The sequence below is a fragment of the Streptomyces sp. NL15-2K genome, assembly GCF_030551255.1.
Lineage (GTDB): Bacteria > Actinomycetota > Actinomycetes > Streptomycetales > Streptomycetaceae > Streptomyces.
In genome coordinates this window covers 6,316,121-6,329,049 of sequence record NZ_CP130630.1, presented here as the reverse complement: position 1 = coordinate 6,329,049, position 12,929 = coordinate 6,316,121, and the positions used below count along the sequence as shown (strand labels likewise).

Annotated in this window: 11 protein-coding genes; all 11 read right to left on the bottom strand. The window is 72.1% G+C overall.

Annotation, left to right across the window (positions count from 1 at the left end; translation table 11 throughout):
• Window positions 1-67: 67 nt before the first annotated feature.
• Window positions 68-742, bottom strand: coding sequence for a response regulator transcription factor (locus tag Q4V64_RS28485; RefSeq protein ID WP_124440414.1), 675 nt, complete (start codon window positions 740-742; stop codon window positions 68-70).
• Window positions 739-2,223 (bottom strand): sensor histidine kinase, encoded by a 1,485-nt coding sequence (locus Q4V64_RS28480; RefSeq protein ID WP_124440415.1) that lies wholly within the window; start codon window positions 2,221-2,223, stop codon window positions 739-741. Before Q4V64_RS28480 ends, Q4V64_RS28485 begins: the two co-directional genes overlap by 4 nt.
• On the bottom strand, window positions 2,216-3,394 hold the full coding sequence (locus Q4V64_RS28475) for an acyltransferase (RefSeq protein WP_124440476.1): 1,179 nt from the start codon (window positions 3,392-3,394) through the stop codon (window positions 2,216-2,218). Before Q4V64_RS28475 ends, Q4V64_RS28480 begins: the two co-directional genes overlap by 8 nt.
• A 220-nt stretch (window positions 3,395-3,614) precedes the next feature.
• Complete coding sequence (locus Q4V64_RS28470; RefSeq protein ID WP_124440416.1) at window positions 3,615-4,604, bottom strand: alpha/beta hydrolase; 990 nt, start codon at window positions 4,602-4,604, stop codon at window positions 3,615-3,617.
• Between the two features lie 409 nt (window positions 4,605-5,013).
• Window positions 5,014-5,994 (bottom strand): alpha/beta hydrolase, encoded by a 981-nt coding sequence (locus tag Q4V64_RS28465; RefSeq protein WP_124440417.1) that lies wholly within the window; start codon window positions 5,992-5,994, stop codon window positions 5,014-5,016.
• A 251-nt stretch (window positions 5,995-6,245) separates the two neighbouring features.
• On the bottom strand, window positions 6,246-7,487 hold the full coding sequence (gene kynU / locus Q4V64_RS28460; RefSeq protein WP_124440418.1) for a kynureninase: 1,242 nt from the start codon (window positions 7,485-7,487) through the stop codon (window positions 6,246-6,248).
• Window positions 7,480-8,316 carry a tryptophan 2,3-dioxygenase family protein gene (locus Q4V64_RS28455; RefSeq protein ID WP_124440419.1) on the bottom strand — a complete coding sequence of 279 codons (837 nt, stop codon included), beginning with the start codon at window positions 8,314-8,316 and terminating at the stop codon, window positions 7,480-7,482. The genes kynU and Q4V64_RS28455 overlap by 8 nt, the downstream gene beginning before the upstream one ends.
• Window positions 8,317-8,513: 197 nt before the next feature.
• Entirely contained in the window at window positions 8,514-8,927 is a 414-nt protein-coding gene (locus tag Q4V64_RS28450; RefSeq protein WP_124440420.1) for a DUF3151 domain-containing protein, read from the bottom strand.
• Between the two features lie 689 nt (window positions 8,928-9,616).
• The gene (locus tag Q4V64_RS28445; protein WP_124440421.1) at window positions 9,617-11,119 is read right to left on the bottom strand and encodes an MFS transporter; all 1,503 of its coding nucleotides are present in this window, start codon (window positions 11,117-11,119) and stop codon (window positions 9,617-9,619) included.
• 89 nt (window positions 11,120-11,208) lie between these two features.
• Window positions 11,209-12,240: a class II fructose-bisphosphate aldolase gene (gene fbaA, locus Q4V64_RS28440; RefSeq protein ID WP_124440422.1), complete on the bottom strand. Its 1,032-nt coding sequence runs from the start codon at window positions 12,238-12,240 to the stop codon at window positions 11,209-11,211.
• Window positions 12,241-12,375: 135 nt separating this feature from the next.
• A complete protein-coding gene (pyrE, locus tag Q4V64_RS28435; protein WP_124440423.1) occupies window positions 12,376-12,924 on the bottom strand; it encodes an orotate phosphoribosyltransferase in 549 nt (182 codons plus the stop codon).
• Window positions 12,925-12,929: the final 5 nt, after the last annotated feature.

The following is a 12,929-nucleotide window of genomic DNA, read 5'->3' as shown; positions in this document are numbered from 1 at the left end:
GGTACTACGGGTACATCCGCACTCGGATCGGACCCGACTGGGTCACACCGGACCGGATCGACGCAGGTCAATACCCCGACGGCCGTACCAGCCCCGACTCGTACGCGAACACCGCCGCCTGCGTCCGGTCTCTGAGCCCCAGCTTCACCAGGATCCGGCCGACGTGCGTCTTCACCGTCTGTTCGGCGACGACGAGGCGCTCGGCGATCTCCGCGTTCGACAGGCCCTGCGCGATCAGGGCGAGCACCTCCGTCTCCCGCTCGGTCAGACCGCCGACGCGTTCCTTCAGCGGGGCGCGGGGCCGGTCGTCCAGCCGGGAGAACTCGGCGATCAGCCGCCGCGTGATCCCCGGCGCGAGCAGCGCGTCCCCGGCCGCCACCACCCGCACCGCCTCGGCCAGCTTGTCCGCCGAGGCGTCCTTCAGCAGAAAGCCGGACGCTCCGGCTCTGAGCGCCTCGTACACGTACTCGTCGAGGTCGAAGGTGGTGAGCACCAGCACCTTGATGTCCGGCCGCTCGCCGGTGATGCGGCGCGTGGCCTCGATCCCGCCGAGCTCGGGCATGCGGATGTCCATGAGCACGACGTCCGGGGCGAGTTCGGCGACCTTGGCGACGGCGTCCAGGCCGTCCACCGCCTGGCCGATCACGTCGATGTCGGGCTGGGTGTTGAGCAGCACGGTGAAGCCCTGCCGGACCATCTGCTGGTCGTCGGCGATGAGTACGCGGATGGTGCCGCTCGTCATGCGGTGTCGTCCTTCGGGTCCGTGGCCTGGTCGGGGGCCGGATGGCTGACCGTATCGGTGATGGGGACGGGGTCCGTGACCGGCTCGGTGAGGGCGATGCCGCCCGACGGGGTGTAGTACAGGCCCTCGGAGAGCTCGGCCGCCGGGAGGTACGCGGACACCCGGTAACCGCCGTCCGGACCGGGCCCCGCTTGCAGGGCACCGCCGAGCATCGTGGCCCGCTCCCGCATGCCGAGCAGCCCGTGTCCGGCGCCCGGCGACTGCGGGGCGGGCCGCGTCGGCCGGGAGTTGACGACCTTGACGTTCAACGCGCCCGAGAGGTAGGCGAGTTCGATACAGGCGTGCGCACCGGGCGCGTGGCGCAGGACGTTGCTCAGTGCCTCCTGCACTATCCGGTACGCCGACAGCTCCACGCCGGGCGGCAGCGGCCGCCGTTTCCCCACGACCTCGACGGTGACGGCCAGGCCCGCGGCCCGGGTGTTCGCCAGGAGCGCGTCGAGCCGGTCGAGGGTGGGCTGCGGGGCGTGCGGGGCGGTGCCGGTGTCGGTGTCGGTCTCGGTCTCGGTATCTGATCCGTCGGACGGCTCCTGGGCGTCGGGATTCTCCTGACGCAGCACGCCCAGGACGTGGCGCAGCTCGGTCAGCGCCTCCAGCGCGTTCTGCCGGATTCCCGCGAGGTTCTCCTTGAGCTCGTCGGGCGGGTCGGCGACGAGGTGCGGCGCGACCTGTGCCTGGATCGAGATGACGGACATGTGGTGGGCCACCACGTCGTGCAGCTCGCGCGCGATGCGGTTGCGCTCCTCCAGCAGCGTGCGCCGCGCCCGCTCCTCGGCGGTGAGCGTGGCCTGCCGGCCGAGTTCCGCGCGCGCCTCGCGGCGACCGCGGAGCGCGATGCCGAGGAGTACGACGACCGCGGAAAGGGCGATCGCGAGTACGCCGGTGTCCTGGAAGTCCGGTGCGCCCAGCGGTCCTTGGAGGAGGTAGGTGGCCAGCACGGTCAGGGCCAGCGCCTCAACCGAGACACGCGTGCGCACCCGCAGGGCGAGCAGCAGCAGGACGAGCAGGTGCGCGATGATGCCGGACGCGGCCCATGGCCAGGTGAAGTCGTCCGTCACGCCGGAGAGCAGCAGGCCGCGTACCGCGACGGCGCCCACCACCGTGGCCGCTATCGACAGCCACCACGCCGGGACGGGCCACCACAGCGCGAGCAGCACCGCGCCGCCCTGCGCGAGGGCGATCAGGAAGGCGAGGCCGAAGCCCAGTTTCCCGTTGTCCGTGAGCTGGGCCGTGCCGCCGATCGTGATGCCGAGCGCGGGCAGGAACAGCACGACGTGCGGCCACCGGCGCAGCCGTCCGACGGCGGGCAGCGGCTCCGGCCTGAGCGTCCACAGGTCGTCGCGCAGCACCCGCAGCCCGCGCAGGACGCGGCTCGCGATCCCGTGCTCGGTCCCCGTCTCCGTCACGTCGTCAACCTTAGGCATCGCGGGCCGCCTTCGTTCCCCTGGAACGCGGGCGCCGGTGGACGCGGACGACTCGGGACGGGCGGCCGGCGCGGCGGCGCGGGCCCTGTTCGTAGGAGCGGAAGGCAGCCCAGCAGATCGTCAGGGCGAGGGTGAAGACCGGGAGCCAGGCCAGGCGCGCCGCCACCCAGCCCAGGCCGTCGGGGAGTGTGTGCAGGCCGGGGAGGCGGCCCGCGAGGAGACCCGTGGCCGTCGTGGCCATCAGGGCCGTCTGGTGCCAGAGGAAGATCGTCATCGCGGAGAGGTTGACCAGGGCCACCGCCGCCCAGGCCAGGGGCCGGTTCATCGCCCGGCGCAGCCGGTCCCGCAGGAGCAGGGCCAGGCCGCACTGGGCCAGGCCGAAGGTGACGGCGACCAGGGTCGGCGGGTTCAGGTTGGAGACCGCGACTCCGGGGACGCCGACCATCGACGCCGGGTAGCCCGCCCCGGCGACCAGCATCACCGTGGTCAGCGCACCGCCCGTCAGCAGCAGCCAGCCCGCGCGGCGGCGGTCCAGCTCCCCGCGGGTCCAGGCGGCGCCCAAGGTGTACGGCACCAGCCAGCCCGCCGCCACGTTCACCCAGCCGAGCCAGGGCGGGCCGCCGAGTCCGAAGCGCAGCAGGTCCACGTGAAGAACGACCGCCAGCGGCCAGAGCGGGTTGAGCCGCGTCAGCAAGGGGGTCGCCGCCGTCAGGGCCGCGAAGACGAGGAGGAACCAGAGGGGGGACAGGGCCAGCTTGACCAGCGTGTGCACGGTCGCGAACTCGGCGCCCGTGAGGAGGAGGGCGATCGCCATCACCGTCCACAGCACCAGGACGGCCGCGACCGGTTTGAAGAGTCTGGACATACGGGTGGCCAGCCATGGGCCGTACGTCGTCCCGCGGGCGCGGGCCGAGGCGTAGCCGCGTGTCGCCACGTGGCCGCCCACCAGGAAGAACACGGCCAGCGTCTGGAAGACCCAGGAGATCGGGGCCAGCCAGGGCATGTACCGCAACGGGCTCGCGGTACGCAGTCCGCCGCCGTCCGCGACCAGCGCCGTCACGAGCCAGTGGCCGAGGACGACACCGAGGATGGCGAAGGCGCGCAGGGCGTCGACCGCGCGGTCCCGGTGCGCGGGGGTGGCGGCGTCGACCCGGTCGGCGCCCCGTCGTATGCCCTCCCACGCGCGGTGCGGGGCCGTCTTGCGGGTCGGCTCATGGGCCTTCTCGCGGGTCTTGTCATGGGCCGTCGCGCGGGTCTTGTCATGGGTCGTCTCGCGGGCCGTCTCATGGGTCGTCCCGCGGGTCTTCTCATGGGCCGTCCCGCGGGCCGTCTCATGGGCCGTCCCGCGGGCCGTCTCATGGGCTGTCCCGCGAGCCGTCTCCTGGGACTTCTCACGCATGGGTCACCTTCGAGGTCTCGCCGAGGACGATCCGGGCCAGGTTGGTCAGAGAGAGCGAGCCCGGTGCGAAGTAGTCGCTGTGGCCGCCGTCGCCGGCGGCGAAGACGCGGGCCCCGAAGGACGGGGAGACGGGATCGGTGCCGAAGCCGACGGTCGTACCGAACAGGTCGGCCTTGACATGCGGAACCTCCCGCACCCAGTCGTCACTGCCCCGGGCCGCCCAGACCCGGGCCCGGGTGTGCAGGGACGCGGCCGTGTCGGCGCCGGTGCCGGGGCTGCCGACCAGGGCGATGTCGTCCGCGTCCACACCGGATGCGGCGCGGCCGCAGACGACCGAGCCGTACGAGTGGCAGGCCAGGGATACCCGGGCCTGCTCGCCGACGATGCCGCGCAGGTGCCGTATGAACTCCCGCAGGTGCGGGGCCGCCTGCTCGGCGCGGCCCGTCGTGGTGACGGTCGTGCTGATCGTGCCCGGCGTTTCGTAGCCCAGCCAGGCCACGACCGCGGTGCGGGTCCCTGCGGGAGCCTGCCGTGCCAGCTCGCTCTGCAAGTGGGTCGCGGTCGCGCGGAAACGGGCGTACGTCTCGAGCGAGGTGTCGGAGCCGGGGACGAGGACCGCGACGCGGTCGGCGTGGGCGAGGTCGCCGAAGACCTCCGTCGCCCGGCCGGACCCGCGGCCGTCGAAGGCGAGAAAGTGGCGGGACGGGTCGGCCATGGCCCGGTCCGCCGCGGCGCGGTCCCGGTCGCCGTGGGCGGCGGCCATCCGGGACGCCTCCGCGGCATTGGCCCGGTTCGCCGCGTACGCCTCGTCCAGCGTGGCTGCCGTCACCGGGGCTAGGGCGGCCGGAGCCGGGGCGGGGGTCTGCGGTTGCGCGGCGGCGGAGAGGGGGGCCACGACGGCGGCGGTGACGAGGGCGGCGAGGAAGCCGCGGAGCCATTTCTGTGCGCGGCGCCCACCGGATGTGCCGAGTCGGCCAGGCATATGGCTTGCGCCAGGCATACGGCTTGCGCCAGGCATATGGCTTGCGACAGGCATATGGCTTCCGACAGGCGTGCGGCGCCGTTCGCCGGTTCGCCGCCCTGCCGCGCCCCCTGTACCCCCTGTGCCCTCGCCCCCTGCCTGCCCTGCCCGTCCTGCCTGCCCTGCCCGCCCTGCATCCCCAACGTTCGTCGCTGCCGCCTCTGCGGTCTCCCCCGTTTCGCGTCCCACGGTCGACTGCCTCCCCGTCCGCCCAGTCCGCCCGCCCATCGGGCTTGTCTGGTTGGGAAGTTACGAATCCGCGCTCGTCGTCCGCGTCACGCCAGGGAGCTCACCTGCGCCGTAGCTCTCAGGTATTACGGGTATCCCTGCCCGCGCTCAGGGTGTCACTGGCTCGGGCCAACGGCGGCTCTCACCACGCCAGTTGTGCGATCTCCTCCGCCACCACCGCGCACGCGTCCGCCGCCGGATCGATCAGGGGGAAGTGGCCGACGTCCTCCAGGAGCGTCAGGCCCACCACCTCGCCGGCCTTCGCCGCCGCGTCCGCGTACGCCTCGGCGACCGCCTGCGGGACATCCAGGTCCGCGCGCCCCTGGACGAGCGTGGTCGCGATGCCGGTGGGGAGCAGGAGCGCCGGGTCCGCGTACGGCCGGCGCTCGGCGAAGTCCTCGTCGCCGCCGAGGAGTTGCCGTACGGCACCCCCGCAGACGTCCAGCTTGTCGGCGACCGAGAAGTCGGCGATCGGGGCGAGGGCGACCACACCGCGCAACGGGGCGGGCCGGTCGATACGCCAGGGGGCACCGACAGGCAGTAGGTGCCGGGCAGCCGCCCACAGGGCGAGGTGGCCGCCCGCCGAGTGCCCGGTGACTACCGTGCGGCGCGAGTCGGCCTGCGGAAGGGCCTCGCGGACTAGCCCGGGGAGCGCGTCCAGCGCGGCGGCCACGTCGTCGAAGGTGTCCGGCCAGCGGCCCGCGACGGGACCGAACTCCTCGGCCCCCGCACGCGCACCCGAGCCCGAGCCTGCGCCCACACCCGCACCCGCACCCGCACCCGCACCCGCACCCGCACCCACACTCCCCCGCCGGTACTCCACGCTCGCCACCGCGAACCCCCGCCGCGCCAGAAAGTCCGCGAACGGCGAGATGTGCCGGCGATCGTACGGCGCCCGCCAGGCACCCCCGTGCAGCACGACCACCAGAGGAGCCGGACCGCCCGGTTCGCGCTCGCCGTGCGGTGCGTAGAAGTCGATCAGCTGGTCGGGATGGTCGCCGTACGCCACCGTGATGTCGGGGTCGACCGCAGGGTGCGAGAAGGCCGACTCCTCTTCCATGGCGGCCCGGGCAGCTGCGTTCTCCGGTGCTGCGGCATCGCGGGCTGCGGCGTCGTCCGGCATGCTCCAACCTCTCAGCGACGAAACGGACTTGGACGGAACGGACAGGACGGACCAGGAGAGAATTCGGCCGTTGGCGGGGACGCTATCAGGCCCATGACGTGCGCGGACACGGGGATGTCACGCTCGGTGAGGGCGCCGGGCCGCCCTGTCGCCCTCGCTGACGGCGGGAGCAGGCGGCGTCACGCCGTACTCACCGCCGTCAATGAGCTCAGTCGGTTCACTCACCGCCGTCAACGAGCTCAGCCGATTCGTCAGCCGCCTCCCCCACCACCCCGCAGCGTCTCCGCCAGCACCCGCGCCGCCCGCTCCACGTCCGCGAAACCGACGTACAGCGGCGTGAATCCGAAGCGCAGTACGTCCGGGTGCCGGAAGTCCCCGACCACCCCGCGCTCGATCAACCGCCGCATGACCTCGCCCGCGTCCTCGCAGCGCAGCGCAACCTGGCTGCCCCGCTCCTCGTGGGCGACCGGCGTCAGGGACTCCACCCGGCCCGGCGGGACGTACTGCGCGACGCACTCCAGGAAGAAGTCGGTCAGCGCGAGGGACTTGGCCCGGACGCTCTCGATCGGGACGCCGTCCCACACCTCCAGGGCCGCCTCCAGGGCGAGCATGGAGAGGATGTCGGGCGTGCCGACGCGTCCGCGCAAGGCCCCGGCGGCCGGTTCGTAGTCGGGCCGCATGCCGAAGGGGTCGGCGTGGGAGGTCCAGCCGGGCAGCGGGGAGTCGAAACGGTCCTGGAGATCGCGGCGCACGTACAGGTACGCCGGTGCGCCCGGGCCGCCGTTCAGGTACTTGTACGTGCAGCCGATCGCCAGGTCGACGCCGTGCTCGTCGAGCCCGACCGGCAGGGCACCCGCGCTGTGGCACAGGTCCCAGACGACGTACGCCCCCGCCGCGTGCACCGCGGCCGTCAGCGACGGCAGGTCGTGCAGCCGGCCCGTGCGGTAGTCGACGTGGTTGAGCAGCACCGCCGCCGTACGGTCGCCCAGCACCCCCGGCACCTCGGCCGGGGTCACCGGGCGGAGCGTGCAGCCGGTCATGCGGGCCGCCGACTCGGCGATGTAGCCGTCGGTGGGGAAGGTCGTGGCGTCGACGACGATCTCGTCCCGGCCGCCGGACCCGTCGAGCCGCGCCAGCCGTACCGCCCCCACAACCGCCTTGAAGACATTGACACTCGTCGAGTCGCCGACCACGATCTGCCCGGCCGCCGCCCCCACCAGCGGAGCGATCCGGTCGCCGATCCGCTCGGGCGCCGTCCACCAGCCGCTCTCGTCCCAGGACCGGATGCGCAGCTCGCCCCACTGCCGCCGTACGACGTCGTCGACGCGGCCGGGGACGGCGGCCGGCAGCGCGCCGAGCGAGTTGCCGTCCAGATAGACGCCCGCGGCGTCAGCCGCATGATCGGACACGGCGTCGAGCACGAACTGCGCGCGCACGCCCGCCAGTTCATCTGCGGCGTCCAGCTTCTCCGCCTTCACACCGAGTTCAGACATGGGACCGCGCCGTCCACAGCTCGGGGAACACGTTCTTCTGCGCGCGCTTCTCCAGCCAGGCCACCCCGGCGGAGCCGCCCGTGCCGGCCTTGGCGCCCATCGCGCGCCGGGTGGCGACCAGGTGGTCGTTGCGCCATCGCCACACCAGTTCCGCCACGTCGGTCAACGCCTCGCCCAGCCGGGCGAGTTCGTCGTTCTCGTCACCGGAGTAGAGGGCCGCCCAGGCCGCCTCCACCTCGTCCGAGGGCTCGTAGCGCCGCGACACGTCACGGTCCAGGACGGACGACGGAATCGCGTGGCCGCGGCGGGCGAGCAGCCGCAGGACCTCGTCGTACAGGCTCGGCTCGTGCAGCGCCTTCTCCAGCTCCGCGTGGACGCGCGGCGCGCCGCGGTGCGGGACCAGCATGGACGCGGACTTCTCGCCGAGCAGGAACTCCATCCGGCGGTACATGGCCGACTGGAAGCCGGAGCCCTCGCCGAGGGCGCTGCGGTACGCGTTGAACTGGGCCGGCGTGAGCTGGCCGAGCGGCTTCCAGGAGGCGTTCAGCGCCTCCAGCTCCCGTACGGAACGCTTGAGCGCGGCGATCGCGGTGGGTACGTCGTCGCCGCGCAGGGCCCGCGCGGCGGTCTCCCACTCGTGGACGATGACCGTGAACCACAGCTCCATCACCTGGGTCGTGACCAGGAAGACCATCTCTCCGGGGTCGTCGGAGAGGGTGTGCTGGAGGTGGGTGAGCACGTCCGCCTTGACGTAGTCCTCGTACGGCGTCGTGCCTGCGAAGTCGAGATGCGGGCTCTCGGGCTCGTGAGCCTCGTGGGCCTGGGACATCGCTGTCTCCTGATATGTACTCCGGGTAGCGGTCCGCCCTGCCGTTACCGACACGGGGCCCCGGTCCCCACTCGCATCCTGCGCAGTCGTCACCGAAAAGTGCAAGGCCCGCCTGATCAGTGAAGTACATCAGTGAAGTACCAGGCGGGCCCGGAGAATGCCGCGGTGCGGCGGTCTAGCCCAGGTCTAGCCCAGGTCTAGCCCAGCGTCTGGGCCGCCGTCGGGGAGGAGTCCTTGAGGAACTGGGTGCAGCGCTCGGACTCCTCCTGCTCGCCGATCGCGCCGGCGGCGCGGGCGAGGGCGTGCAGGGCGCGCAGGAAGCCGCGGTTCGGCTCGTGCTCCCAGGGGACGGGGCCGTGGCCCTTCCAGCCGTTGCGGCGCAGGGAGTCCAGGCCGCGGTGGTAGCCCGTACGGGCGTAGGCGTACGACTCCACGACGCTGCCCCGCTCGAACGCGTCGTCGGCGAGCTGAGCCCAGGCCAGGGAGGAGGTCGGGTACTTCGCGGCGACGTCCGCGGGGGCGGTGCCGCCCGCCAGCAGCTCGCGCGGCTCTGGGTCGTCGGGGAGGTGGGTCGGGGGCGGGCCCCCGAGAAGGTTTTCGTGAATGGACATGGGTCCAGTCTCGCCCATGGAGGGGCGTCGGTGGGGTGAGCGGGGCGGGCCTTCGTGGGCGGGGGGGTGCGGCATGGGTTTCCTCGCCCCCGCCGCCCCTGCCCGTCCCATCACCAGGGGCTCCGCCCTGTCACCCGGACCTCGGTCTCCCCGTGGCAAGCGTCGCTGATGAGCTGAGGTTCCCTGGGCGATCCTGGGTTTTCCTGGATGCCGGGAAGTGGTCCGTCGTGCTGGGCGGGGTTTGGACGCCTGCCGTGGGACCGTGGGCCGTCGCCGCCGGGTGCGGTGCGGGTGCTCATCGTGTGCGGTACCTGCCGCCTGTGGCGCCGCCGGCTGCGGCGATTCGGAGGCTGGGGTATCCGCCCCGCCGGACGCTTTCCGCCCGGTGTGGACCCGGGCGGGGCGGGGACCCCGCGTCGCTTTCCTGGGCACGGGGCGGATTCTCAAGGAGACCGGAATCGTGACTGCTGCTCTCACCGGCCTCGCAGTGACACGCAGTGACACGCAGTGACACGCAGTGACACGCAGTGACACGCACGCTACCGAATGCACCATCACGCTCCCGCACCTCACGATAAACAATCACCGGAAAGTGCCACAAAAGCCTGATCGCACCACATTGAACACCACCCCGTGATACCCAGTCGCACCAAGGAACCACAGGCCATCAGGAGCACTGCGCACGACCCTCAAACGCCGGACGCCCGGGTATCCCCGGCCCCCTTCGAAAGGCCGGGCCCCCGCCGCTGCCCCTCCAATGGCGGCACCGCCACCGACCCATGCGTCCGGCACTCCGGCTTCCGGCAGTCCGAGGCCGGCCGCCGTACCGTCGCGAACGCGACCAACGACCCCACCACCAGCACCCCCGCACACACAACCATCGCCCGCCCGAACGCCTCGTCGAAGGCCCCCGGCGACCGGTATGCCTCCTCCCCCATGCCCGCGACCAGCGGCAACGCCGCCACCGCGATCAGGCCCGCCGCCCGGGCCGCCGCGTTGTTGATGCCGCTGGCCAGGCCCGCCCGGGCGGTGTCCACGGAGCCGAGGACCGTCGCCGTCAGCGGTGCCACCAGCGTGACCATGCCCAGGCCCAGGACCAGCAGAGCGGGCAGGATGTCAGGGACGTACGACGCGCCCTGCCCGACCCGCAGCATCAGCAGCATGCCGGCGGCGCACAGCAGAGGCCCGACGGTGAGTGGGATGCGCGGGCCGATGCGCTCCCCCAGTTCGCCGGAGCGGGCGGAGAGCAGCAACATCAGGGCGGTGGTCGGCAGCAGGGCCGTACCGGCGCCGAGGGCGGAGTAGCCGACGACGACCTGGAGCTGGAGCGCGGCCAGGAAGAAGAAGCCGCCGAAGGCGGCGTACACGCACAACGTGACCAGGTTGACCGCCGTGAACTGGCGCGACGCGAAGATGTCCAGCGGCATCATCGGATCGGGCCGGCGCTTCTCGACGTACACGAAGGCCACCCCGGCGGCCAGACCCGCCACCGCCGTGACGACGACTCCGACGGACACCGTGTGCGCCTCGATCAGCGCATACGTCACCAGGCCCAGGGCCAGCGCTCCCAGCCCCGCCCCCAGCACGTCGAAGTAGCGCCCGTGCGCTCGTTCGTCGCGCGACTCGGGGACATGCCGCAGGGCGACGGGCACGCACAGCAGTGCCAGCGGCACGTTGAGCAGGAAGACCCAGCGCCAGCCCGGGCCGTCCACCAGCCAGCCGCCGACGAACGGGCCGATCGCCGCGCCGACCCCGCCGAAGCCGGACCACAGGCCGACCGCCCGGCCCCGGTCGTCGGGGTGGAAGGAGGCCTGGATGAGGGCGAGGGAGCCGGGGGTGAGGAGCGCGCCTCCGACTCCTTGCAGGGCCCGGGCGGCGACCAGGACGCCGGCGTTCGGGGCGATGCCGCACAGCAGCGAGGCCGCCGCGAACCACAGGACGCCGATGACGAAGACCTTGCGGCGGCCGTAGCGGTCGCCCAGGGAACCGCCCAGCAGGATCAGTCCGGCCAGCGTCAGCATGTACGCGTTGACCGTCCACTGCAGGGCGGCGAGGTCCGCGTCGAGGTCGCGGCCGATGCGCGGCAGGGCGACATTGACGACGGTCGAGTCCAGCAGCGCCATGCTGGAGCCGAGGACGGTGGTCAGCAGGATCCACTTGCCTTGCGGCGAGGCCAGCCGGACATCGGGCATGCCTCAGGTATACCGCGTATGCCTCGGACAGGCTGCGAGCCCGGCGCCGTAGCACCGGGCTCGCCCAGAACCCTCACCGAGTGCGCAGGTTACTTGATCTTCGTGCCGCTCGACCGCAGGTTCGCGCAGGCCTCGACGACCCGCTTGGCCATGCTCGCCTCGGCCAGCTTGCCCCAGGTGCGCGGGTCGTAGGTCTTCTTGGAGCCGACCTCGCCGTCGACCTTCAGGACGCCGTCGTAGTTCTTGAACATGTGGTCGGCGACCGGACGCGTGAAGGCGTACTGCGTGTCGGTGTCGATGTTCATCTTGACCACGCCGTTCTCCAGCGCGGTCGCGATCTCCTCGGCCGACGAGCCGGAGCCGCCGTGGAAGACGAAGTCGAACGGCTGGGAGCCGGCCGGCTTGCCGTACTTGGCGGCGACGCCCTCGTTCAGCTGCTTCAGCAGGTCGGGGCGCAGGACGACATTGCCCGGCTTGTAGACGCCGTGGACGTTGCCGAAGGACGCGGCCAGCAGGTAGCGGCCCTTGTCGCCGAGGCCGAGCGCCTCCGCCGTACGGATCGCGTCGTCGACCGTCGTGTACAGGGAGTCGTTGATCTCGTGGGAGACGCCGTCCTCCTCGCCACCGGTCGGGGTGATCTCCACCTCGAGGATGATCTTCGCGGCGCGGGCGCGCTCCAGCAGCTCCTGGGCGATGGAGAGGTTGTCGGCGAGCGTCTCGGCGGAGCCGTCCCACATGTGGGACTGGAACAGCGGGTTCTCGCCGCGGGCGACGCGCTCCTCGGACACGGCCAGCAGCGGCCGTACGTACCCGTCGAGCTTGTCCTTCGGGCAGTGGTCGGTGTGCAGGGCGACCGTGATGTCGTACTTCTTGGCGACGATGTGCGCGAACTCGGCCAGGGCGACCGCACCGGTGACCATGTCCTTGTTGTGCTGGCCGCCCAGGAACTCGGCGCCACCCGTGGAGATCTGGATGATGCCGTCGCTCTCGGCCTCCGCGAAGCCGCGCAGCGCAGCGTGCAGGGTCTGGGTCGAGGTCACGTTGATGGCCGGGTAGGCGAACCTGCCTGCCTTCGCCCGGTCGAGCATCTCGTTGTAGACCTCGGGGGTTGCGATGGGCATTCGTCCGCTCCTTGGGTGTGCGGGTTGGCGTACTGAGTTGTTCCTACGGCCCTGACCTAGACCTGGGATGCGACGTCATCGTCGGCCCCATCTTTCCAGACTTGGCCGAATGGTCCATGCTGCGGTCGGCGCCGGTCAGTCCAGGCCCAGCTCGTCCTTCGAGTACGCGAAGAGGTACGGCACCCCCGCACCCTCCTGGATCTTCTCGGCGGCACCGGTCGCCCGGTCCACGATCGTCGCGACGGCCACGACCTCGGCACCCGCCTCGCGCACGGCCTCGACGGCGGTGAGCGGGGAGCCGCCGGTGGTCGAGGTGTCCTCGACGACCAGCACCCGCCGCCCCGCGATCTCCGGCCCCTCCACGCGCCGCTGCAACCCGTGCGCCTTGGCCGCCTTCCGTACGACGAAGGCGTCCAGCTTCTTCCCGCGGGCGGCGGCCGCGTGCAGCATGGCGGCGGCCACGGGGTCGGCGCCCATGGTCAGACCGCCGACCGCGTCGAAGTCCAGGTCGGCGGTCAGGTCCAGCAGCACCTGCCCCACCAGCGGCGCGGCCTCGCCGTCGAGGGTGATACGCCGCAGGTCGATGTAGTAGTCGGCCTCGAGACCCGACGACAGGGTCACCTTGCCGTGCACCACGGCCTTGTTTTTGATCTGCTGCAGCAGCGCGCCGCGTACATCACTCATGCCAG

What these genes read in the sequence shown, in the direction of transcription:
- Q4V64_RS28485 (WP_124440414.1), bottom strand. Translation starts at nt 742, where the DNA reads ATGACGAGCGGCACCATCCGCGTACTCATCGCCGACGACCAGCAGATG.
- Q4V64_RS28480 (WP_124440415.1), bottom strand. Translation starts at nt 2,223, where the DNA reads ATGCCTAAGGTTGACGACGTGACGGAGACGGGGACCGAGCACGGGATC.
- Q4V64_RS28470 (WP_124440416.1), bottom strand. Translation starts at nt 4,604, where the DNA reads ATGCCTGGCCGACTCGGCACATCCGGTGGGCGCCGCGCACAGAAATGG.
- Q4V64_RS28465 (WP_124440417.1), bottom strand. Translation starts at nt 5,994, where the DNA reads ATGCCGGACGACGCCGCAGCCCGCGATGCCGCAGCACCGGAGAACGCA.
- kynU (WP_124440418.1), bottom strand. Translation starts at nt 7,487, where the DNA reads ATGTCTGAACTCGGTGTGAAGGCGGAGAAGCTGGACGCCGCAGATGAA.
- Q4V64_RS28455 (WP_124440419.1), bottom strand. Translation starts at nt 8,316, where the DNA reads ATGTCCCAGGCCCACGAGGCTCACGAGCCCGAGAGCCCGCATCTCGAC.
- Q4V64_RS28450 (WP_124440420.1), bottom strand. Translation starts at nt 8,927, where the DNA reads ATGTCCATTCACGAAAACCTTCTCGGGGGCCCGCCCCCGACCCACCTC.
- Q4V64_RS28445 (WP_124440421.1), bottom strand. Translation starts at nt 11,119, where the DNA reads ATGCCCGATGTCCGGCTGGCCTCGCCGCAAGGCAAGTGGATCCTGCTG.
- fbaA (WP_124440422.1), bottom strand. Translation starts at nt 12,240, where the DNA reads ATGCCCATCGCAACCCCCGAGGTCTACAACGAGATGCTCGACCGGGCG.
- pyrE (WP_124440423.1), bottom strand. Translation starts at nt 12,924, where the DNA reads ATGAGTGATGTACGCGGCGCGCTGCTGCAGCAGATCAAAAACAAGGCC.